Annotated in this window: 16 protein-coding genes and 1 pseudogene; 9 read left to right on the top strand and 8 right to left on the bottom strand. The window is 68.6% G+C overall.

What is annotated here, in order from left to right; genetic code table 11:
• Positions 1 to 241 (bottom strand): helix-turn-helix domain-containing protein (locus FXN61_RS31795; protein ID WP_167977679.1); only part of this gene is annotated, 241 nt, incomplete at its 3' end.
• A 138-nt stretch (positions 242 to 379) separates the two neighbouring features.
• Between FXN61_RS31795 and FXN61_RS31790 the strand changes: the two genes are divergently transcribed.
• The gene (locus FXN61_RS31790; RefSeq protein ID WP_167977678.1) at positions 380 to 1,159 is read left to right on the top strand and encodes an NAD(P)H-dependent oxidoreductase; all 780 of its coding nucleotides are present in this window, start codon (positions 380 to 382) and stop codon (positions 1,157 to 1,159) included.
• Between the two features lie 19 nt (positions 1,160 to 1,178).
• Here the strand turns inward: FXN61_RS31790 and fxsT are convergent, their stop codons facing one another.
• Positions 1,179 to 3,377 carry an FxSxx-COOH system tetratricopeptide repeat protein gene (gene fxsT / locus FXN61_RS31785; RefSeq protein WP_167977677.1) on the bottom strand — a complete coding sequence of 733 codons (2,199 nt, stop codon included), beginning with the start codon at positions 3,375 to 3,377 and terminating at the stop codon, positions 1,179 to 1,181.
• A gap of 129 nt (positions 3,378 to 3,506) precedes the next feature.
• On the opposite strand from fxsT, the gene FXN61_RS31780 reads away from it, so the two are divergent.
• Both FXN61_RS31780 and FXN61_RS31775 read left to right on the top strand, forming a co-directional pair.
• The gene (locus tag FXN61_RS31780) at positions 3,507 to 4,397 is read left to right on the top strand and encodes a carboxymuconolactone decarboxylase family protein (RefSeq protein ID WP_167977676.1); all 891 of its coding nucleotides are present in this window, start codon (positions 3,507 to 3,509) and stop codon (positions 4,395 to 4,397) included.
• A gap of 33 nt (positions 4,398 to 4,430) precedes the next feature.
• Positions 4,431 to 4,826, top strand: a complete 396-nt coding sequence (locus tag FXN61_RS31775; RefSeq protein ID WP_167977675.1) for a MerR family transcriptional regulator — start codon at positions 4,431 to 4,433, stop codon at positions 4,824 to 4,826.
• On the opposite strand, the gene FXN61_RS31770 is transcribed toward FXN61_RS31775, so the two are convergent.
• From FXN61_RS31770 to FXN61_RS31760, 3 genes and pseudogenes are all read right to left on the bottom strand, one after another.
• Entirely contained in the window at positions 4,817 to 5,707 is an 891-nt protein-coding gene (locus tag FXN61_RS31770) for a decaprenyl-phosphate phosphoribosyltransferase (protein WP_167977674.1), read from the bottom strand. The two genes, FXN61_RS31775 and FXN61_RS31770, sit on opposite strands and share 10 nt — an antisense overlap.
• A pseudogene (locus FXN61_RS31765) lies at positions 5,704 to 6,206 on the bottom strand (phosphatase PAP2 family protein). The gene FXN61_RS31770 and the pseudogene FXN61_RS31765 overlap by 4 nt, the downstream one beginning before the upstream one ends.
• Positions 6,203 to 8,968: an arabinosyltransferase domain-containing protein gene (locus FXN61_RS31760; protein WP_167977673.1), complete on the bottom strand. Its 2,766-nt coding sequence runs from the start codon at positions 8,966 to 8,968 to the stop codon at positions 6,203 to 6,205. Before FXN61_RS31760 ends, FXN61_RS31765 begins: the two are co-directional and overlap by 4 nt.
• A 166-nt stretch (positions 8,969 to 9,134) precedes the next feature.
• On the opposite strand from FXN61_RS31760, the gene FXN61_RS31755 reads away from it, so the two are divergent.
• Positions 9,135 to 10,292: a lipopolysaccharide biosynthesis protein gene (locus FXN61_RS31755; protein WP_167977672.1), complete on the top strand. Its 1,158-nt coding sequence runs from the start codon at positions 9,135 to 9,137 to the stop codon at positions 10,290 to 10,292.
• Positions 10,265 to 11,392 carry a glycosyltransferase family 4 protein gene (locus FXN61_RS31750; RefSeq protein WP_167977671.1) on the top strand — a complete coding sequence of 376 codons (1,128 nt, stop codon included), beginning with the start codon at positions 10,265 to 10,267 and terminating at the stop codon, positions 11,390 to 11,392. Before FXN61_RS31755 ends, FXN61_RS31750 begins: the two co-directional genes overlap by 28 nt.
• Positions 11,393 to 11,465: 73 nt before the next feature.
• Here FXN61_RS31750 and FXN61_RS31745 read toward each other — a convergent pair whose 3' ends face one another.
• Positions 11,466 to 13,796: an ATP-binding protein gene (locus FXN61_RS31745; RefSeq protein WP_167977670.1), complete on the bottom strand. Its 2,331-nt coding sequence runs from the start codon at positions 13,794 to 13,796 to the stop codon at positions 11,466 to 11,468.
• 254 nt (positions 13,797 to 14,050) lie between these two features.
• On the bottom strand, positions 14,051 to 15,235 hold the full coding sequence (locus FXN61_RS50950; protein WP_223165673.1) for a trypsin-like serine protease: 1,185 nt from the start codon (positions 15,233 to 15,235) through the stop codon (positions 14,051 to 14,053).
• A 197-nt stretch (positions 15,236 to 15,432) separates the two neighbouring features.
• Between FXN61_RS50950 and FXN61_RS31735 the strand changes: the two genes are divergently transcribed.
• Complete coding sequence (locus FXN61_RS31735) at positions 15,433 to 16,308, top strand: hypothetical protein (protein ID WP_167977669.1); 876 nt, start codon at positions 15,433 to 15,435, stop codon at positions 16,306 to 16,308.
• Positions 16,309 to 16,411: 103 nt separating this feature from the next.
• The gene (locus tag FXN61_RS31730) at positions 16,412 to 19,414 is read left to right on the top strand and encodes a substrate-binding domain-containing protein (RefSeq protein WP_167977668.1); all 3,003 of its coding nucleotides are present in this window, start codon (positions 16,412 to 16,414) and stop codon (positions 19,412 to 19,414) included.
• Positions 19,415 to 19,477: 63 nt separating this feature from the next.
• On the opposite strand, the gene FXN61_RS31725 is transcribed toward FXN61_RS31730, so the two are convergent.
• Positions 19,478 to 20,497, bottom strand: coding sequence for a PQQ-dependent sugar dehydrogenase (locus tag FXN61_RS31725; protein ID WP_167977667.1), 1,020 nt, complete (start codon positions 20,495 to 20,497; stop codon positions 19,478 to 19,480).
• A gap of 200 nt (positions 20,498 to 20,697) precedes the next feature.
• Between FXN61_RS31725 and FXN61_RS31720 the strand changes: the two genes are divergently transcribed.
• Positions 20,698 to 20,982 (top strand): iron-sulfur cluster biosynthesis protein, encoded by a 285-nt coding sequence (locus tag FXN61_RS31720; protein ID WP_167977666.1) that lies wholly within the window; start codon positions 20,698 to 20,700, stop codon positions 20,980 to 20,982.
• A gap of 98 nt (positions 20,983 to 21,080) precedes the next feature.
• Positions 21,081 to 21,209 (top strand): hypothetical protein, encoded by a 129-nt coding sequence (locus FXN61_RS54665; protein ID WP_281360745.1) that lies wholly within the window; start codon positions 21,081 to 21,083, stop codon positions 21,207 to 21,209.
• Positions 21,210 to 21,250: the final 41 nt, after the last annotated feature.

Genomic DNA, 21,250 nt, shown 5'->3' with positions numbered 1-21,250 from the left:
GCCCGCATTCGGTTTCGTCGAGGCCGAGGACGCGGGCGAGCGCGTCGAGGACCTGCTCGGAGGGCTGGGTCGCGCGGCCCTGCTCCAGGCGTACGTAGTAGTCGACGCTGACGCCGGACAGGTGCGCGACTTCTTCGCGGCGCAGCCCTTCTACCCGGCGGCGGCTGTCGATGGGGATGCCGACGGCCGCCGGGTCGACACGGGAACGCCGGGTCCGCAAGTAGCCCGCAAGATCGTCCACGTCTCCAGTATGGCCGCGGTGGTGCCGGCGAAGGTGGCCCTGCCGTTACCAGGAAGTCCAGTCCGACGGAAGAAGCGCCCCTGAACGCCGGACGCCGCGGCTCCCAGGATCGAAGGCACCCGATCCGAAGGAGTTCCCATGAAGACGCTGATCGTCTACGCCCACCCGGAGCCGAAGTCGCTCAACGGCTCACTGAAGGACCTCGCTGTGTCCACATTGGAGACCGCAGGGCACGAGGTACGGGTGAGCGACCTGTACGCGATGAACTGGAAGGCGGTCGTGGACTCCGCGGACTACGGGCCCGACGCCTCAAGTCCGCTGAAGGTCGCCCTGGACTCGGGCCGGGCCTTCGACGCCGGGACGCTCACCCCGGACGTCCTCGCCGAGCAGGAGAAGCTGCTGTGGGCCGACACGATCATCTTCCAGTTCCCGCTGTGGTGGTACGCGATGCCCGCGATCCTCAAAGGCTGGGTGGACCGGGTGTTCACCTACCACTTCGCCTACGGCGTCGGCGAACACAGCGACACCAAGTACGGCGAGCGCTTCGGCGAAGGCACCCTCGCCGGCAGGAAGGCTCTGCTGTCGGTGACCGCCGGCGGCCCGGAGTCGCATTACGCCGCTCGCGGGATCAACGGCCCCATCGACGATCTGCTGTTCCCGATCCACCACGGCATCCTCTACTACCCCGGCATCGAGGCGCTGCCGCCGTTCGTGCTGTACAGCACCGACCGGATGACCGAGGAGGACTACGCGGACGTCGCCAAGGCCTGGGAGCAGCGCCTGCTCACCCTGGAGTCGACCGAGCCGATCGCGTTCCGGCGGCAGAACTTCGGTGACTACGAGATCCCGTCGCTGCACCTGAAGGAGGGACTGGAACCCGCGGGCCGCACGGGATTCGGGCTGCACGTGCGCGGCTGAACGGACTGCGCGACCATGGCTAACGAAAAGAGTCGCCCGTCGAACGCCGATACACGCCGGCGCCGCGCCGCAACCAGGCCGTGTCGTCCTCCAGGTCCGGGATGCCTGCCGCAGCTTCGACGACAGCCAAGACGTGAGGCAGCAGTTGCCGCCACAACGGCCAGCCGGCCTCACCATCAGGATTCGCCGTGAGTGCGGCACGGAGAAACCCGGCGGCGACACCTTGCCATCGATAGGTGCCTTCCTGACCGACCGGGAAGAAGTCGTTCGCTCGCAGCAGCGTGGCCAGCACCTGATGCATCTGCACGGCCTCCTGCCGGATCTGCACCAGCGATTGGCTGCGCAGCTTGGCCAGCAAGACCGGAAACAGGATCTCGTCCCCGGCTGCGCTCGCCAATGGCACCGGCAGCGCGGCCGAGTGCCTGGTGAACAGATCTAGCGACACCGGCTCGGGAGCCAGCCACGACAAGAGCGTGGCGAGCTGCATCGCCGCCGGAGACTGGATGGACAGGGCTTCGAACGTCACCTTGAATGCCGCCGCCACGGACTTGCGATCACCGTCGAGTTCCGCGGCCAGGACGTTCCGCTTCGGATCGCCGAGCATCTTGAGGTACGCCTCCGCGGTCACGCCGTAGTCGTGCACCAGCGAAGCGGCCTGTTCGAGAGCCAGAGGCAGGTTGTTCAGCGCGTCCGCGATGAGTCCGGCGTCTTGCTCACCGAGTGCCGGCGCCAACTTCCGCAGCAGTTTGACCGCCTCGGCACGGTCGAGCTCCTCCACCGCGATCGGCGTGCCGACAGAACGCCAACTCGGATTCCGCGACGTGATCACGACGTGCCCGGGCCCCTGCGGCAGGAACTCCGCCAGTGTGTCCGGGTCGGTCGCGTTGTCGAACATGATCAACCAGCGGTCGAGCTGGCGCAGCTGCCCGAAGAGCCGGGCGACCGCGGCCGAACTGCCATCGCCGGGCTCGGCGATCTGCAGCGCGTGGGCGAGTTCAGCGAGGCGGTCGAGCACAACCGCCGGATCCTCGGCGGGCACTCGCCACATCACGTCGTAGTTCTCACTGAACCGGTGCGCGTACTCGACCGCCGTGGACGACTTGCCGACACCGCCCATCCCGTGAAGAACCACAACCACGGATTCACCGGTCAGCAACGAGGACCGAACCTTGGTGAGCAACGGACTTCTTCCCACGAACGTCCGCGATCGCACGGGTACGTTCGAGACGGCTTGGAGACGAGGCCCGGTCTGGGACTGCTGCTTCATCAGCTCTGTGAGCGAGTGCAGGATCGCGGTCTCCAGCTCGTCCGGGTTCTCGACCGCCGCAGTGGTCAGTCCGCTCTCCTGGAGCTTCTCCCGGAACGTGGCCTGCCGCCTGCCGTAGTCGAGATCAGCCAGCGTGTGAAAGGTTCCCTGGGTGTCCTCATGGAGCAGGAACACGAGCCGAGGCAGCCGAGAGCTGGTCGCCGTTTCGAACTCGAGCTCCGTGTAGGAGAGCTCCGGCCGGTTGCGCACCGGGGATCCGTAGCGGAAGCCGGCCACCAGGACGTAGATGTCGCAGTCCTTCACGGCGTCGATGCACACCTGAGCAGGGGGCTGCTCAGACGCGGTGAAGTAGGCCATGTCGCGCGGTGCGTGGCCAGCTCGCTTGATCGCTGACTCAGCAGCGTCGACGAAGGACTTCCGCTGAGGCCATCGCCGAAGCTCCGACGTGTGACTGATGAAGATCCGCCACGGATGTCTGGGCAGCTGCGTCGTACCGGTGGGATGGGGTCTCGTGCCGACAACTGCTTGGTCAGGGCGGAGGACCGCCCGAACGAGCAGATCCGCCAGCTCCCCAGGTGTCACCGCTCTGGCGTCCACGTAGCCAACGGATGGCGGCATGCCAGGAATCTCGGTGTCGTCGAATCGGACGGGCAGGACCTGGGATCCGGGAGCGGTGAAAGCACGGGCCTGCACACTGCGGCGTTCCTGCGACGTCCACAGACGTCTTCCGTATGCAGCCGAAACGAACATCACCACAAACCGCGATCCCGCACCGTAGATCTCGTCGAGGTGGTCGGTGAGGTTCTTTCCCCACAGTTCCGCAGTCTCATAGCCGTCGTACCAGATCCGGAGACCTGAGCGACGCAGCTCCTGCGCGACCTCTTCGACGTACGGCCGATCCTCGCCAGCGAACGACAACGTCAGGTCGTAGCGGTACGGATCCTCGGGCATGTTCCCTCGCGGCGTTGCCTGCTTCGTGGCTCGTGGACGTGCAATCGTGGCGGCTCGGCCTGCCGTGGTCAAACGAGCGACGAACTCGTGCTTGCGTTCGAGCGCGCTCTAATTCCTACCGTCGTCGGCATGACGAACACAGATCGCAGTCCGACCGCCAACCGCCGGACCATCCTGGCCAAGGGAGCGCTTCTCGGCGCCGGCGCCCTCGGCGCCACGGTGGGAGCGGCGGCGCCGGCGTCGGCGGAGACCGACCGTTACGCCCGCGGCCTGGCGACCCTGCGGCGGATCTCCGGTGAACGCGGCGCCGAGGTCATCGAGTCGTTGCGGGACATCGCCCCCGACCTCGGCCGCTACATCGTCGAGTTCGCGTTCGGCGACATCTACCACCGGCCAGGGCTGGACGCCCAGCAGCGACAGCTCGTGACCATCGGCGCCCTGGCCGCGCAGGGCGACACCGCGCCGCAGCTCGACTTCCACCTCGACGCGGCGTTGCGGGTCGGCGTGAGCCCTGTGGAGATCATGGAGGCGCTGTTCCAGATCGTTCCGTTCACGGGTTTTCCCAGGGCGCTCAACGCAGTGACCGTCGCCAGGAAGGTCTTCACCGATCGCGGGATCACCTTCGAACCGCCCGTGCAGACGGACCAGCGCGACCGTTACGAACGCGGCGAGGAGAAGCTGGTGGAGATCGACGGGCAGCACGGGCTGGACGTGATTGAGTCGTTGCGGGACATCGCCCCCGACCTCGGCCGCTACATCGTCGAGTTCGCGTTCGGCGACATTTACCACCGGCCGTGGCTGAGCCCGCCGCGGCGGCAGTTGGTGACCGTCGGCGCGCTGACGGCCTTCGGTGACACCGCGTCCCCGCTTCGCGTGCATCTGGGCGCCGCGCTCAACGTCGGGCTGAGCCGCGCCCAGGTGATCGAAGCCCTCATCCACGTCGTGTCCTACGCCGGTTTCCCCCGTGTTCTCAACGCCATCACCGTGGCCAGGGAGGTGTTCGAGGAACGGCCGGCTTGACCCGGGCCGGTCTCCGGCACCTACCGTCGTGGCATGAACGACACGGGTACGCGGTCGATCGCGGAGACGGCAGAGCTCACCGGGCTGACCGCACACACGTTGCGGTACTACGAACGGATCGGTCTGCTCGATCCGGTCGACCGCGGCCAAGACGGCCGCCGCCGTTTTCGGGACGCCGACCTGGCCTGGCTCGGCTTCCTGACCCGTCTGCGCGTCACCGGCATGCCCATTCGGGACATGAAGGAGTTCGCCGAACTGCGCCGGGCGGGCGACGTGACCGCATCAGCCCGCCTGGAACTGCTCAGCCGCCACCGGGACACCGTGCGCCGCCGGATCACCGAACTCACCGACTGCCTGGACGCACTGGACACCAAGATGGACCACTACCGGACGCTGGCCTGTGAACCCCGCCCCGAGGTTCACAGGTAGATGGCCAGGGCGACGGTGGCCACCCAGGCGAGGCCCAGGGACTGCAGGACGCGGTCGGAGCGGGCCAGGTCGTCCGGGGCGCCTGCTTTGCCGCTGTCGACGTCGACGGCGTAGCGGAGGACGGCGATGACGAACGGGATCATGGAAAGGGCGGCCCACGGGCTGCCGGTGCGCTGACCGAGCTCGAACGCCCACAGGCCGTAGGTCATGTTCATGACCGCGGCCGAGGTGGCCCAGACGAACCGCAGATAGGTCTCGGAGTACTTGGTCAACGAGTGGCGGATCGCCGCGCCGGTGGCGTGGAAGAGTTGGAGCTCCGCATACCGTTTGCCCGCCACGATGAACAGTGACCCGAACGCCGTCACGAGCAGGAACCATTGGCTGGGCGCGATGTTGGCGGCCAGGCCACCCGCGATGCTGCGCAACAGGAAACCCGACGCGACCACACACAGTTCGAGCACGGGCTGGTGCTTCAGGCCGAAGCAATAGCCCAGCTGCACCACCAGGTAGACGACCATGAGCACGAGCAGTTTCCAGCCCGCCACCGCACCGATCGCCAGCGACGCGGCCATCAGCACACCGGCCGCGCCGAACGCGAGTGGCACGGGCACGACGCCCGCCGCGATCGGCCGGTCGCGCTTCTTCGGGTGAGCGCGGTCGGCCTCCGCGTCCTTGGCGTCGTTGACCAGATACACCGCCGAGGCAGCGCAGCAGAACGCCACGAACGCCAGCGCGGCCGAGCGCAGCACGACCGTTTCCGTGATCCTGCTCGACGCGAAGGGGGCGGCCAGCACGAGGACGTTCTTCGCCCACTGGTGCGGCCGGGCGGTCTTGATCAGTCCACGAACCACCGACGGCCGGGTCTCTGTCGCCACGGTCATTTACGCCCCCAGACAAGTCGGCGCACACCGCGTGCCACCACAGCACCCAGCACGGCGCCGGCCAGCACATCGGTCGGGTAGTGGACGCCCAGCACCAACCTGCTGATCACCATGGGTGGCACCAGAATCGGCACCAACGGCTGGTTGGTCAGCGCGCCGTAGGCGATCGCAGCGGCCGTGGTGGAGGTCGCGTGTGACGACGGGAAGCTCAGCTTGCTCGGGGTGCCCGCGAGCACCCGGACTTCTGCCTGGTGCGGGCGTCTGCGGCGGATCACGCGTTTCACCGCGATGGATGCCGCGTGTGCGGCCACCACCGACGTGGCCGCGACCGTCCACTCCGGACGCGCCGGCGGTCGACCACGGCACCCGCGACGCCCAGCATCAGCCAGCCCGCGCTGTGCTCGCCGAAGAACGACAGCATCCGGGCCGCGCGCACCACGGGTCGTTTCGCGAGCGCCGCCTGCACCGCGACCAGTGCTGCCGCTTCACGATCGCTCATCGGATGGCCTCCCAACCCATGCGGGTCTGGCTGTTGTGGGTGACGGTGTACTGACCGGCCTCGTGGAGCGGCTTGGTCTGGTACACCTGGATCGGGTACGCGCCGGGGAAGCCCCGGATTCGCGCCGGCAACGCCGTGACCTCCTGCGAGGTGAGGACGTCGCCGAACAACGCGCCGCGCACGGGTTGCCAGGTCGCGTCGCTCAGGCCGAGCATCTGCGTGTCGCCCCACTGCACGGCGTAGGAGATCGGCTCGATCACGCCGTCCTGGATGCGCGGCTGGCGCTGGCAGGGGAACAGGAACGCGATCTGCCATGCCACGCCGACAGCCGGCTCGCGCGGCAGGAACTCCCGCAGCGGCACGTATTTCTGCGCGACGGGCTCGGTGAACTCGCCCTCGCCGGTGAGCCGCACCTGCGTCGCGCCCGCCGGTGCCGGTGGCAGCACGAGGGTGCGTCGTAGCGTGCTGTCCACGCCGTCGGTGAGCTTGCCGGTGCCGAGCACCTGCGCGTTCGACGTCGCGTACTCGTAGGTGACCGGCGTGGGTTTCCCGGTGACGACGGTCGCGAGCGGGTCGTTCTGGATCGCGAACCACTTGTCCGGCAACGGGGTCAGCGGCCTGGGCGTCGCCACCTCGATCGCGTCCGCCGCGACGCAGCGTTCAGCGAGCGGGTCCTGGACGCTCGCGGCCCACGGCGACCAAGTGTCCAGTGTGCGCACGGTCGCGACCGCGAAACCGCCCACCAAGTAGGTGATGTTGGCCGCGAAGAACACCACGACCACGATCGGTATCGCGATGACCGGAGCGTAGGAACCCTTGCCCCGTCGGTACAAGACGAACGCCACGATCCCGATCAGCACGAGCCACCAGTACGGCTTGTCGAACTTGAGCACCGACAGGTGCGGTGGTTCGGGCACGGACGGCAGACCGAGGTGCCACGAGTACGGCCACTTGTTGGCGCCATGCCCTGCCAGCCCGAGCATCGCGACGACGCTGACGATGCCGCCGAGCAGTACCGGTAGCGGCACGCGGCGGTCGCTGGTCAGCTCACGGATCAACGGCACAGAGGACAGCAACATCAGTCCGATGAACACCGAGCCGATTCCGGCGAGACTGCCGAAGTGGTGCGTCCACTTGCTGGGCGTGAACCACAGCAGGAAGAACGCGAACATCGTCGACCAGCCCGCCAGCGCGAGCCGCGGCGGCACGTCGATCCGGCGCGCCCGCGCGGCCGTGACCAGCACGACGAACCAGACCAGCGCGACGACGCACACCAGCACCGGCGCCCGCTTGGCGTAGTTCGCCATGGCATCGCCCTGGTTCAGCAAGAACATCCACCGGGCGAACTCCGTGTACCAGGACTCGGAGCCGGCCATCTTCTTGAAGATCTCCTGTGCGTACAGGAAATCCCGCAGGCTGCCGTCGCTGAACGCCATGATCACCGCGACCGCGCCGGGAGAGAGCACCGCGAGCGTCCTCGCCACGACCGTGCGCCAGCCCGCGTCCTTCGTCAGCAGCTTCCACGCGAACGGCAGGCCGGCCAGCAACGGCGCGAGCGTCGTGAAACCGGTGGGGTGCGCGAAGAACCCGATGCCCGCGACACCCACGGCCGCGCCCAGCAACGCCAGTCGCTGCCGCTCGACCGCGACCGTCACCGCCAGCAGCGTGAGGATGCCGCACATCGTCACGACACCCTCTGGCCGCACACCCATGTCCAGCGGTAGCCACCACGCCAGAAACGCCGCGCCCAGCACGACCCCGCTGAACTTGCCCGACACATAACGGCGTGCGGCGAACCACGTCACGAGGCCGAACAGCAGTGCCGGGATGCGCAGCACCACCGGGGCGAACCCGAACACCTGCCACTTGGCCAGGAAGTAGTAGAACCAGGAGAACGGCGTGAAGCCCTGGTTGAGGATCTGGTAGTAGTTGCCGACATAACCCTCGAACGGCACGTTCTTGGCCATCGCGCTGTAGTAGCCGTCGTCGTCGGACATCGGCGCCAGGAACAGCCAGAGCAGCATGATCGCGGGCACGACCAGGTCGACAGGGCTCAGCCGCAACCCTAATCGACCCGGCTCGCGGTGCACCCGTCGGTCCAGCAGCACGAGACAGGTGAACGCGGTTGCCGCGGACAGTGCGAGCAGGACCATCAGCACGATCTTGAGTGGTGCGGGGCTGGTGCTGAACTGGTCGTCCACCCGGATCCGCACGGACAGGTCGGGACTGACCAGGCTGGTGATCGACGTCGCCAGCACGTGCACGTCCGGCATGGCCGCGGATCGGCCGATCTCCGTGCCGTTGCGCAGGATGCTCAGTCCGCTTCGGTCGCCGCGGATCTGGTACATGCAGTCACCGGGAGGCACCGGCTCGTCCAGCGTGGCGACGCCGCTCACCAGCAGATGATCGTTCTCCGCCTTCACGACGAGACCGCGCGCCGGGTCCACCGGGTTGACGGTCGCGAACACCACGCCACCACTGGCCTGCGCGGAACGCACGGTTCCGCAGCCGAAGCGCGCGTCCATCGCGAATGGACGGTAGGCGCTCAGCGCGAGCATCGTGGAACGTGGCGCGGACGCGTCCGCCGGCCAGTTGACGGTCGGATCGTTGATCGTCACGGGCGCGAGCGGCATCAGCGCCGACAACAGCACGGTGAGCGCGCCGGACACGACCGCGACGGCCAGCAACCGTCTCTTCCTCGGCGCAGGCCGAGTGGCCGTGGAAGTCTCTTCGGGGGCGAGCGGGATCGTTTCTGTCGTCACGCGCCGTTGTCCTAGGGGTTCAGATGGACGAGGCGTCAGAAGCTAGCCACCGCCCGTTACGCGAAGCGCGCGTGCGCACCGTGGATTGCTACGTCTGCGTTGCCATAACCCGGATTCGCGTTACGGACGGGAAAACCGCCAATTCACGGCGGATATCGTGCCGCCCATGGTTCGTGCACTCAGCTTCGTCGGGGTGTGCGTCGTCCTGTCCGGACTTCTGGTGAACACCTACCTCGCGGTCGTTGCGCGCAACGTCTCGCCCGCGGAGTACAGCGACTTCGGCGCGTTCTGGTCGATCGCGTTGCTCGTCGGGTTCGGTGCTTTCCTTCCGGTGGAACAGGAACTGGCGCGCCTCGGCCCTCGCGCGCTGCGGTCGGCCGCCGTGGTCGCGCTCGCCATGGCTGCCGTCGAGTGCGCGTTCGCCGTCTTCGTGTCCCCCGCCGTCGCGGTGCTCTGTTTCCTGTCGGCGGGACAGTTCCTGGTGCGGGGCGCGCTGATCGGCAGCGGCAAGCTGGCCTGGCACGGCGGCCTGCTGGTGGCCGACACCGCTTTGCGCGTGGTGTTCGCGCTGCTCGCAGGGTGGTTGGGAGCCACGACTAGCGCGCAGTTCGAGTGGACGCTCGTGGCGGCGGTCGCGGTGGCGCACCTGCCGGTGCTGGCCGCCATCTGGTGGCAGGAAGACAACGTGATACCCGTGCGCGACATCGCGCGCGCGATCTCTCCGCTGCTCGTCGGATCTGTGTGTGCGCAGCTGCTGCTCAACGGCATCCCGGTGTTGGTGACAGCGATCGCCGCTCCGGACGAACGCGCCCAGGTCGGGGTGTTCCTCGCGGCCTTCCTTCTCGCACGGGTCCCGCTCTTCGTCGCGGTTCCGTTGCAGACCGCGCTGCTGCCGGTGCTCACCGGGCGGCCGATGCGCACGGTCGTGACACGTCTGGCCGTGGTGCTCGCGCTGGCCGGCGCCGCGGGCGTCGCGATGGCGTTCACGATCGGCCCGTGGCTGGTGCGGCTCGTGTTCGGTCCGGCCTATGTCGTGTCCTCTGTGGACCTCGCGTTCATCGCGCTCGGCGTCGTCGCCCATCTCGGGTTGATCGTGACCACTCAGGCGCTGGTGGCGGGCGCTCGGCACAGCCGGGTCGCGTGGACCTGGCTCGTGGGCGTCGCGACGGCGGCGGTGACGTTCGCTCTCATCCCGGATCTGTTGCTGCGCGCGGAGATCGCGTTCCTCGCCGGATCACTCGTCGGCTGGCTCGCCGGAGTCCGGCTGCTCATTTCCCCACGACAGGAGAGCGAACTGTGCTCGACGACCTCGTCATCGCCCTGACCTACTACACGCCGTACGTGTCGGGCCTGACCAACTTCGCGCGGGACGTCGCGGAGGGACTCGCCGAGCGTGGGAAACGCGTGCGCGTGGTCACCACCCGGCACGACCCGTCGCTGCCGCACGAGGAGACGATCAACGGTGTGCGGGTGAGCCGCGCGCCGGTGCTCGCCCGGTTCGGCAAGGGAGTGATCAGCCCGGCGTTCGCCGCGATGGTGCGTGAGGCATCGGCGAACGCCCGCGTGCTCAACCTCCACCTGCCCATGCTCGAAGCCGGTCCGGTGGCGGCGCTCGCGAAGTGCCCGGTCGTCGTGACCTATCACTGCGACGTCAGCCTGCCGGCCGGTCTGGTGAACTCGGTGCAGCGCAGGGTGATCGACGCGTCCAGCAGGCTCGCGATGCGGCGCGCGGCGGCCGTCGCGGTGACGAGCGAGGACTACGCGCGGGAGAGCAGGCTGTGGCCGTCGATCCGGCCGCGCATGGCCGCCGTGCCACCGCCCTGCCGTCCGGTCCCCGAGGGCGTCCCGCGGTTCCGCGACGGCGATGGCCTGCACGTCGGGTTCCTCGGCCGGATCGTCGAAGAGAAGGGTGTCGAGCACCTGGTCGACGGCTTCCGCGCGCTGCAGGACCCGTCCGCGCGGCTGCTGATCGGCGGCGACTTCGGCAACGTCGCGGGAGGCAGTGTCATCTCCCGCGTGCGGGAGCACATCGACGGCGATCCGCGGATCAAGCTGCTCGGGTTCGTGCCCGACGAGGACCTCGGCGACTTCTACGCCTCGCTGGACGTGTTCGCACTGCCGTCGGTGAACGCGTTCGAGGCGTTCGGCATCGTGCAGGTCGTCGCCATGCTCGCGGGGGTGCCGGTGCTGGCGAGCGACCTGCCCGGCGTACGCATCCCCGTGCGGGAAACGGGTTTCGGGCTCATCGTGCCTCCTGGTGACGCCGCCGCCATCACCTCCGGACTGCGGTCACTGCGCGACGAGCCGCCGGTCTCCGATGGAACGGCCGCGGCCAAGTTCAGCGTTCCGGCCGTGCTCGACGCCTTCGAAGCGCTCTTCGAGGAACACGCTCTCAAGGCAGGGACGGCCACGCACCGTTCTTGAGGCTCGTCGATCCTCCCGACGATGTCGATGCGGCTCGCCGGCATCGGGTGGCGATGTGACGGGATCAGTGCCGTCACAACATCGTCTGCACGACCGCACCGGCCGGCAACGTGAGCAAACGGAAGGCCTCCGCCGCCTCGCGCCGGTGATGGTCCGCGTCGCCGCGACTGCCGCAGCGCTCGTGAGCCCGTGCGAGCCACTCGTGGGCGCGCCCGAGCTGGTAGGCGTCGCCGATCGACTTGGCCCGCACGATTGCGAAGCAGTGGCATCCGATCGCCCGGACGTCGTCGCCCAGCGCCGAATACACCTCACCCAGCTCGTTGAACGCCTTGGCTTCCAGGCACTTGTCGCCCAACCGCCGGCTCACCGCCGCGGACCGGTTCAGTGCCGCCAAGGCGTCCGGATAGCACTTCGTCCGCGCGTAGTGGGCACCCAGGAAGGTCAGGGTCAGCGCCTCCACGGCCCGGTCGCCGAGCTCCCTGCTCAGCGCAAGTGCCTGCTGGAGCGAGGAGAACGCTTCGTCAGGGCGATCCAGCAGGACGTAGCAGGCGCCGAGATCGCTCAACGCGAACGCCTCGTCGACCCGATCGCCGATGTGCCGGGTCATCGCCAGAGCCGCGCGCAGACAACTCACCGCGTCGTCGACACGGTTGAGCGACCGGTACACGAAACCGAGTTTGCACAACGCGTAGGACTCGAGGCTCGGGTCGGCGAACTCACGACTCAGCGCCAGCGCCGCCTCGAGACGATCGACGGCGCCGACGTAGTCCCCGGTCAGCCAGAACACGATGCCGAGGTTGCTCAACGCGCGGCCTTCCTCGGCACGGTCACCGATCTCGCGGCTCAGCTCGAGACCGCGCTCGAGATGGCCGCTCGCCTCGGGATAACGGCGCAATCGCTCGTAGACGGTGCCGAGGTTGATGAACGCCCGGCACTCGCCGGCGCGGTCCCCCGCACGCCAGCTGGCTCGTAGGGCGTAGGTGTGCATGGAGAGCGCGTCGTGGTGATGGGAATGGTTGAGCAGATAGGCCCACATGGTGGTGGACAACCGGTTCGGCAGGATCGGGCAGCCGTGCTCGGCGGCGAAGCGGGCGATCGCCACCAGGTTCTGCCGTTCCGCCTCGATCCACGCCGTGGCGGTGCGCGGATCCGAGATGTCCTGCACTGGCCGCGTTTCCTCGATCGGGTTGCTGTGCCTGCCGTGTGGGTAGTGGACCCGAACTGCACAGGCGGCGGTGGTCAGGTAGTGCTCGAACAACCTGGTGAGGGCGGGCCGCAGGTCCAGCGCGGCGCTTTGCTCGCGGGCGTAGAGGCGGACCAGGTCGTGCATCTTGTAACGCCCCGGCTCGTGCTGCAGCACGAGATGCGCGGCCTCCAGTTCGCGCAGGAGCAGCCGGATCCTGGCCGCGGGTTGGGAGTCCAGGCTGAACACGGACGTCACCGCGATGTCAGGCCCTGGCACCGCGCCGAGCAGCCCGAAGAGGTGCGCCGCGTCGTCGGAGAGACCCGCGTGCGACCACGACAGCACGGCGCGCAGGCTCGAGTCCGTGTCGCCGGTGTCCAGGCCGTCCAGCCGGGTCGTGGTGTCGTGCAGCTCGTCGGCCAGCAGGGCGAGCGGAAAGCGGGGGTTGGTCGACGCCCGCGCCGCGACGATGCCGAGTGCGAGCGGCAGCCCCGCGCTGCAGCGGAGGAGTTCCTTGATGGCCTCGGGCTCGGCGGCAAGGCGGCGCGGTCCGAGATGGCTGGCCAGCAGCTGCAGGGCCGAGACCCGGTCGAGCACGTCGAGCGGCACTGACCTGGCGCCGTGCGCGGTGACGAGTCCTGACAGGTCGCGGCGGCTCGTGACGATGACCGAGCAGTTCGCACCGCCCGGCAGCAGCGGCGCGACCTGGGCGGCGTCTGCGGCGTTGTCGAGCACGACCAGCATCCGCCGCTCCGCCATCACGCTGCGGTACAGGCCGGCCTTCGCGTCGAGGTCCTCCGGCAGCGCCGACGGGGCGACCTGGAGTGCTTTCAGAAAGCCGTGCAGCACGGTGCCCGGGCTCGCGGGTTTGCCGTCGGGTGAGAACCCGCGCAGGTTGACGAAGAGCTGCCCGTCCGGGAAACGCTCGATGTTGCGGTGGGCCCACTGCAGCGCCAGCCAGGTCTTGCCGACGCCGCCCACGCCACGGATCACCGTTATTTGCGCGCTGTCGAGTGCAGTGGTCAGCGCACGGAGTTCCGATTGTCTGCCGGTGAACAGGTGAGGGACGGCAGCGGGCAGCTGACGCGGCATCACCCTTTCACTTTCCCTGCCGCCCTGGAATTGCACGTCTCCGGAAATGGTGTGAGCCTGCACCACGACGCCCGGCACCGAGCCGCTCACCTTGCCGCTCACCTTGCTGCTCACCTTGCTGCTGACCACGACCACACCGTAGTGACGACCGATTGAGACAGGGCGGAAACAGCAGAAGTACAGCGATGCCGATCGGTCCGGCCGATCACCCGAGACCATTCATCGCACGAATCACGCCATTCGCGGATGATGGATCATCATGAAATTGTTTCCGAAAGCCGACTGTCGCCTATTCCATGCCTATTGGCCCACCACGCATCGACCATCCGCGACTCGGCGGGCCGCCCGTGCCGCGACGGCCCGCTCCGGTTGTGGTGAGGCGGTTACGCGTACGCCTCGAACTCGTAGACACGGGCGATGTTCCCGCCCGACTGCGCACCGGTGATCACGGTGAGGCGGACGTGCCGTGCGCTGTTGTTGATCGCGTGCTCGGTGGTTCCGCTCGTGTTACCGCGAACCGCCGCCACGGTCGTCCAGGTGGTGCCGTCGGCCGACACGGCCAGGTCGAAGTCCCTGGTGTTGAACGTCGCGGACTCACCGCCGGCGCTCGCGTGCTTGACGACCAGCTTCTTCAGCGCGTGGCCGGAGCCGAGGTCGACCTGCAGCGACTTCGTCCCGGCCGTCGAGCACCACTTGTCGGTGGTGCCACCGGAAACGCTGCCGTTCACGGCCTTCGCGGCGCCCTCGTTCGCGTTGCAGGCCGCTGTGCCCGTGGCGGGCTTGTTCAGTGCGAGGTTGTTGCCAGAGGGAGGGCTGTCAGGGCCGGCGACGCTGTTGATCCAGGTGTTCACGCTGCCCTGGAGCTCGGCGTAGTAGAAGCGCGCGGTGCCGCAGACAGCCGGACCACCGGACGTGTCGCCGCCGAGCCTCCAGTTGCCTGGCGTGCCCACCAGGAGCGGTCCGCCCGAGTCGCCGTAGCAGGCGCTCTTGCCGTCCTTGTTGTCCAGGCAGATCTCCCACTGGCCGGTGCCGCACGCGCTGTCGGGCAGCACGGGAACATCGACCTGCTTCAGGTTGGTGGGCGCGCCGCCGCAGCCGCCGCCCGGGTTGCACGTCGTGGCGCCCCAGCCGAGCAGTCGCACCGTCGAGCCGGGTGCGACGACCGGTGCGATGGAGATCGGCCGCTGGGTGACCGGCGCGGTGAGCTCGACGAGCGAGGTGTCCGCGTTGCTGTGGTTCACCCACCGCTTGACCCTGGCCACCGTGCCGCCGGAGTTGCGGTTGTTGCTGCCGATCCGGATCTGCACACCGCTCGGGACCTCGCCCGCCATGCAGTGCTCTGCCGTCAGCACCCAGGTCGGCCGGATCAGGGCGCCACCGCAGAAGTGGCCGCCGGAGTTGCCCTGCATCGAGGCCATGAAGCTGTAGTTCTCGGTGGCGTCGACGCCACCGATGATGTTCGGGGTCAGCGGGTCTGGCTGTTCCTGCGCCGTCGCTGACGTGACCGCCGATCCCGCCAGGGTCACGGCGACAACCGCCGCCAGCAGACCCTTGACCAGTCCTCGCATGGGAACCTCACGTTCGATCGGGTCGAAGGAGAATTCCCTGAAGGGTCCAACAGCCGAAATCGCCGCATCTAAGTCCGAAACTTCGGCGGTGCGGATGGGCTAACCGCCCGCGCCGCTTCTGAATACGATGCGCCGCCCCGTTGATGGTCTGGACCTCTCGTCGCGCACCGCCGTAGGGTGGACCGGCGAGGAGCTCCATGACCGGACCATTTCATCTCGTGTTGCGCACCGCGATCCGCGAGCGTGGACTGCCGCTCGACCGGTTGCGATCGCGGCTGGCCGAGCGCGGGATCCGGATCGGGCTGGCCAGTCTCAGCGACTGGCAGCACGGCAGGGCGTGGCCGCGGCGGCCGAACTCGTTGCGCGCCATCGCCGTGCTGGAAGAGATCCTCGGCCTGCCCCGCCACGCGTTGACGGGTCTGCTCGCCACTCACCAGTTGACGCCGTTCCGGCCGCAGCAGGGCGTGGACGAGTACCACGGGCCGATGGGCGAACTGCTCGACGCGCTTCCCGGTGCGCGGGACTGGAACCTGGAGGTGATCACCTCCGAGCACGCGGTGAACGTGGACGCGCACCGCAGCCCGTCGCACATCGTCGTGCGCAGCCTCGCGCGCGCTCGCCGGGACGACGTCGACAGAGCGGTGATGCGCTACTTCGGCGCACCGGGCTGTGAGATCGATCGTGTCCGTGTCGCACCGGTGCGCAACTGTGCGGTCGGGCGACTGCTGCGCCACCCTGAAGGCCGGGTGCTGGCCGCTGAACTGCTGTTCGGCCAACGACTTCAGGCCGGCGAGACGTGGGTGTGGGAGTACGAAGTGCACGACCCCACCACTTCCGAGACCGAAAGCGACTTCGCGCACGCTTTCCGCCGGCCAGAGGGCACTTGTCTGATGGAGGTGCGGTTTCATCCGGACGCGCTGCCGTCAGGGGTGCACGACTATTTCCGCGCCGACCTGTACGTGGACCAGCACCGGCTGAACGAACTGCCGCTCAACGCCCACCACTCGGTGCACGTGACGATGAGCGGCATGAACTCCGGTGTGATCGGCATCAGCTGGGAATGGCCGGAATGATCGTCACGAGGTGTCAGATGGTCCACACCCCGCGTATCATCCGGCGCTGGCTCCGACTACACGACGAGCCGGGTGTGAGAGGTTCGCGGGAGACGTCGAGACAGTGCGGCCCACCATCGGCATGATCACGGCAGGCCCGCTCATCGAGCTCGCCGGTGAGCAGTGGCAAGGCGTCAGCGACGGCGCGGCCGCGGGCGGCTGCGACCTCATCTGCTTCTCCGGCACCGAGCTGGCACACCCGGACCGCCACAAACGACAGGCCAACGCGGTCTACGACCTGATCGCGCCCGACCGGATCGACGCGCTCGTCATCTGGACGACGCGGATCAGCCAGCAGATCGGCGAGGCCGCGATGCGGGAGTTCGCCGAACGCTACGCGCCGATCCCCATCGTCAGCGTCGAGGCGCACCTGGCGGACTGGCCGACGGTGCTGATGGACAACCGCGGCGGCATGGACCAGGCGGTCAGCCACCTGATCGAGGTGCACGGCCATCGACGGATCGGTTTCGTCCGCGGCCCGCTGGCACATGTTGGCGCGCAGGACCGCTACCGGGGCTATGTGGACGCGCTCACCCGCCACGGCCTGCCGGTCGAGCCGGGGCTCGTGACCACCCCGGCCCCGTCCTGGGATCCCGCCGCCGCGGCGGACGCGGTCGCCAAGATGCTGGACGAGGCCGCGGAACCGCCGGACGCCTTCGCTGCCGCCAACGACGAGTTCGCGCTGGGGGTCGTGACCGCGGTGCAGGAGGCGGGCCTTCGCACGCCGGAGGACGTGGCGGTCGTCGGGTACGACAACCACACGTGCATCCGCTCGAACGATCTCGGCTACCAGGCACCCGCGCTGACGGCCTCTGGCAGCGTGCACCGCCGGGTCAACATCGACGCGGGAACGCCCGCGCTGACGACGGTCCGGGCTCCGTTCTACGAGATGGGGCACCGGGCCGCCGAGCTCGCGCACGCGTTGGTCCTCGGTGAGCCCGCACCAGCGCTGGAGATCATCCCCACCGGCCTCGTCGTCCGCCGCTCGTGCGGCTGCATCCCCTCCGGCAACGGCGTTTCGGCACCCACGCACGGGCAGCTCGACGTACCGGTGCACGACACCGCCGAGGCCGTCGCCGCGAACCTGCGCCAGGGGCTCGGTCCGAAGTCGGCCGTGCTCCCGGACGGCTGGGCAGAACGCCTGATCGGCCTGTTCCTCGACGCGGCCCGGCCAGGAGGCAGCGGAGAAGGCTTCCTCGGGTTGTTCGCGGAGTATCTCCGCGACAGCGCACGCGCCGGATGCGCGGCACAGTCGTGGTGGGCGCCGTTGTTCTACCTGCGCCGGTTCGCCCTCGCACGTGGCACCGACGAGGGCGCGATCGAGGACCTGTGGCTGCGGGTGCAGCTGATGGTGTCCGACGTGGTCGAACGGGAGCGGACGTTCGAGTACCTCCTGCACGAACGGCAGGACCAAACCGTGCGCGAGGCCGGCCAGCGGCTGATCGTCTCGCGCGACGTCGCCGAGCTCACCGACGCACTGGTGGACGAACTGCCCAGGCTGGGGATCCCCGGCTGCCACGTGATGACGTTCGAGTCGACCCGTGAACGGTCGCGCCCGCTGGTGTCGTACGACAACGGCGAACTCCGGCCGGACCACACGGCGCTGTCGTTCCGATCCACGCGGCTGACACCCCATCGGCTCGACCGGCCGGAGCCGGGCAGCTTCGTGGTCGCCGCGCTCTTCGGGATCGAGGAGCAGCTGGGGTTCGTGCTGTTCGAGGTGGGCTCGATGCCGGGCTGGGTCTACGAAGCGATCCAGCAGCAGCTCAGCAGTGCGTTGCGTGGCATCAGGATGCTGGAGCGGGAACGGCAGGCCCTCACCGAGGCCGAACAGGCGCGGCGATCGCTGGAGCTGGCCCACGCCGAGCTGGAGGACCGGGTCAGGGAGCGCACCGCGGCACTGGTCGGCGAGATCGCCGAGCGCGAGCGGCTGGAGGCGCAGCTGCGGCACGCGCAGAAGATGGAGGCGATCGGCCGCCTCACCGGTGGCATCGCGCACGACTTCAACAACATCCTGACCGTCATCAACGGCAACAGTGAGGCGTTCCTGCGGCGCTCCTCGCCGGATGATCCACGGCGTCCTGAGATCGAGGACATCCGGCACGCCGGTGAGCGCGCGGCGAACCTGACCCACCAGCTGCTCGCGTTCACCCGCCAGCAGGTCCTGAACCCCGAGCGGGTGGACCTCAACGCGACGATCACCAAGGTGCGGGCAATGTTGGCGACCCTGATCGGTGAGGACGTGGAGCTGGCACTGGACCTGCCCGCGCACGTGTCGCCGGTCTGGACGGACGCGGGACAGGTCGAGCAGATCCTGTTCAACCTCGCCGCGAACGCCCGTGACGCGATGCCCGGCGGCGGCGTGCTCAGCATCGGGACCGACAACGTGTTCCTCGACGCCTGCCACGCGGGCCGCATCGTCGGCGTGCGCCCCGGCGACTACGTGATGCTCAGCGTGACCGACACCGGCACGGGAATGGACGACTCGGTCCAAGCCCAGATCTTCGAGCCGTACTTCACCACGAAACCCGTCGGCAAGGGCACCGGCCTTGGCCTGGCCACGGTGTTCGGCATCGTGCAGCAAAGCGGCGGCCAGATCGATCTGACGAGCTCGCCCGGCGCGGGCACGACGGTCTCCGTCTATCTGCCCTGCGCGCAGACGTCCACCGCACCGCTCCCCCGCGCCACGTCACGGACGGCACCTCACCGGGGCTCGGAAACCATCCTGCTGGCGGAGGACGACAGCCAGGTGCGCGCCGTGACACGCCGCTTGCTGGAACGCTCCGGGTACGCGGTGATCGAGGCGCGCAACGGGCTGCAAGCGCTGAACCTCGTCGACACCCATCACGACATCGACCTCGTCGTCACCGACGTCGTGATGCCGAAGATGGGCGGACCCGAGCTCGTGGCCGAGCTGCGGCGGACCAGGCCGGGCGTGGCCGTGCTGTACGTGTCCGGCTACACGACAGAGGAGACGCTGGACGACACGGCGGTCCTGCTCGCCAAGCCGTACGCGGAGGCCGAGCTGCTGGACCTGGTCCGCAAGCTGCTGGACGAAGCCGGCTGAGCTGCTGCAAGTACGCGGTAGCGCGGCGAGGAGGACCGGGATCGCCCGGTCCTCCTCGTCCACTCAACTCGTCGTGCTGACGATCCGGTCGTCACCGGTCTGAGGCGTACCGCGGCCGTCGCGGTTCGACGTCGAGAACCACAGCGTGCCGTCCGGCGCGGACGCCACCGCGCGCAACCGGCCGTAGACGCCGGAGAACAACGCCTGCGGCTGGCCGACGCCACCGTTGGCGTCGACCGGGACCTTCCACAGTCGTTGCCCGCGCAGCGCCGCCATGTAGAGGTGACCCTGGTGGAAAGCCAGGCCGCTGGGCGAGGCCTCCGCGGTGGACCAGGTCAGCACGGGATCGACGAACCTGGGGTCGTTGCAGGAACCTTCGCAGGTCGGCCAGCCGTAGTTGCCTCCCGGCTGGATGCGGTTCAGCTCGTCGAGCCGGTTCTGCCCCAGTTCGGCGGCGAACATCCGGCCCTGGGCGTCCCAGGCCAGACCCTGCACGTTGCGGTGGCCGAGGCTGTAGACCAGCGACGACGTCGGGTTGCCCGGTGCCGGCCCGCCTTCCATCGTCATGCGGAGGACCTTGCCGCCCAGCGAGGCCGGGTTCTGCGCGTTGGCCGTGTTGCCCGCGTCGCCGGTGCCGGCGTAGAGCAGACCGTCCGGGCCGAAGGACAACCCGCCGCCGTTGTGGATCGTCCTGCCACGCGGGATGCCTGTCACGATCGGCTGCGGTGTCTCGCCGATGCGGAAGCGGGCGATTCGATTGTCCGAAGTGGACGTGTAGTAGACGAACACGTACCGGTCGGTGGCGTAGGTCGGCGACACGGCGATGCCCAGCAGGCCGCCTTCACCCTGCGCTGACACGTCGGGAATGCGGGCGACCTCGCGCGTCACACCTTCGCTGATGGACAGAACACGGGCCGAGTTGCGTTCGGTGACCAACGCCGATCGGTCCGGCAGGAACGCGATGTCCCACGGTACGACGAGGTTCGTCGCCACGTCGCGCTCAACGCCGAAGGCGGCCCCCGGTGTCACCGACAGGCCCACGACGACCGCGGCGCCGATCGCCAGAGTCTTGCGGAATCTCATGCGTGCCCTCCTCGACTTGTTCGACAGAGCGGCGGCGGCAGCGCGAGGCGTTCATGCAATCACTCATCGCGCTCTGCGGAAACCCTTCCGTGAGAGCGCTTACGCGCGTCGACCCGAACTGTTTCCTGTTAGGGCGACGGGCCTCGGGGTAGCCGATTGTGAACGTTCCGATGTGGCCGGACCCGAAAGAGGAGGTCACAGTGCTTGAGATCAGCAGCGCGGCAGCCAGTGCGATCGACGAGCTGACCGGTTCCGCCGAACGCGCGGGACTGCGGATCCGGATCACCGCCGAGACCGATGCGGGTGCCGCGCTGGAGGCAGCGGTGACCGAGCAGTCCGGTCCGGACGACCAGCTGATCAGGGCCGATTCCGGTGCGAGGGTGTTCATCGAGCCGGCAGCGGCGCTGTATCTGACGGACAAGGTGCTCGACGTGCACAAGGACGTGGACGGGAAGGTCCAGTTCACGTTCCACGGCAAGGTGTGACCGCGTCAGCCCAGGCGTGGTCATCCCGACCGTCTGGGTAATCACCTCACATGGGCGCGCAAACAACGCAGCGGTCACCGGCTCGTTCCGGTGCACGGATGTTCGCCGTGTTCATCGCCGCCGAGGTGACGATGGTGGCGGTGTCCGTCCTGGTGCTGGTGGCGTTCGCGGTCACCGACCCCACCGTCGCCCAGTGGCGGTGGCCAGACGACCGTGGCGCTGCCTGACCCTGCTGGCGTGCCGCGGCGGCCGCGGCCGTGCCTGGGAT

It is taken from the genome of Lentzea indica, assembly GCF_012184385.1.
Classification (GTDB): Bacteria; Actinomycetota; Actinomycetes; order Mycobacteriales; family Pseudonocardiaceae; genus Lentzea; species Lentzea indica.
This window is presented reverse-complemented; position numbering and strand designations above follow the sequence as displayed.

Excerpts from the sequence above, each read along its gene's own strand:
- FXN61_RS31755 (WP_167977672.1), top strand. The coding sequence starts at position 9,135 with ATGGTTCGTGCACTCAGCTTCGTCGGGGTGTGCGTCGTCCTGTCCGGA.
- fxsT (WP_167977677.1), bottom strand. The coding sequence starts at position 3,377 with ATGCCCGAGGATCCGTACCGCTACGACCTGACGTTGTCGTTCGCTGGC.
- FXN61_RS31790 (WP_167977678.1), top strand. The coding sequence starts at position 380 with ATGAAGACGCTGATCGTCTACGCCCACCCGGAGCCGAAGTCGCTCAAC.
- FXN61_RS54665 (WP_281360745.1), top strand. The coding sequence starts at position 21,081 with ATGTTCGCCGTGTTCATCGCCGCCGAGGTGACGATGGTGGCGGTGTCC.
- FXN61_RS31725 (WP_167977667.1), bottom strand. The coding sequence starts at position 20,497 with ATGAGATTCCGCAAGACTCTGGCGATCGGCGCCGCGGTCGTCGTGGGC.
- FXN61_RS31770 (WP_167977674.1), bottom strand. The coding sequence starts at position 5,707 with ATGACCGTGGCGACAGAGACCCGGCCGTCGGTGGTTCGTGGACTGATC.
- FXN61_RS31735 (WP_167977669.1), top strand. The coding sequence starts at position 15,433 with ATGACCGGACCATTTCATCTCGTGTTGCGCACCGCGATCCGCGAGCGT.
- FXN61_RS31775 (WP_167977675.1), top strand. The coding sequence starts at position 4,431 with ATGAACGACACGGGTACGCGGTCGATCGCGGAGACGGCAGAGCTCACC.
- FXN61_RS31780 (WP_167977676.1), top strand. The coding sequence starts at position 3,507 with ATGACGAACACAGATCGCAGTCCGACCGCCAACCGCCGGACCATCCTG.
- FXN61_RS50950 (WP_223165673.1), bottom strand. The coding sequence starts at position 15,235 with ATGCGAGGACTGGTCAAGGGTCTGCTGGCGGCGGTTGTCGCCGTGACC.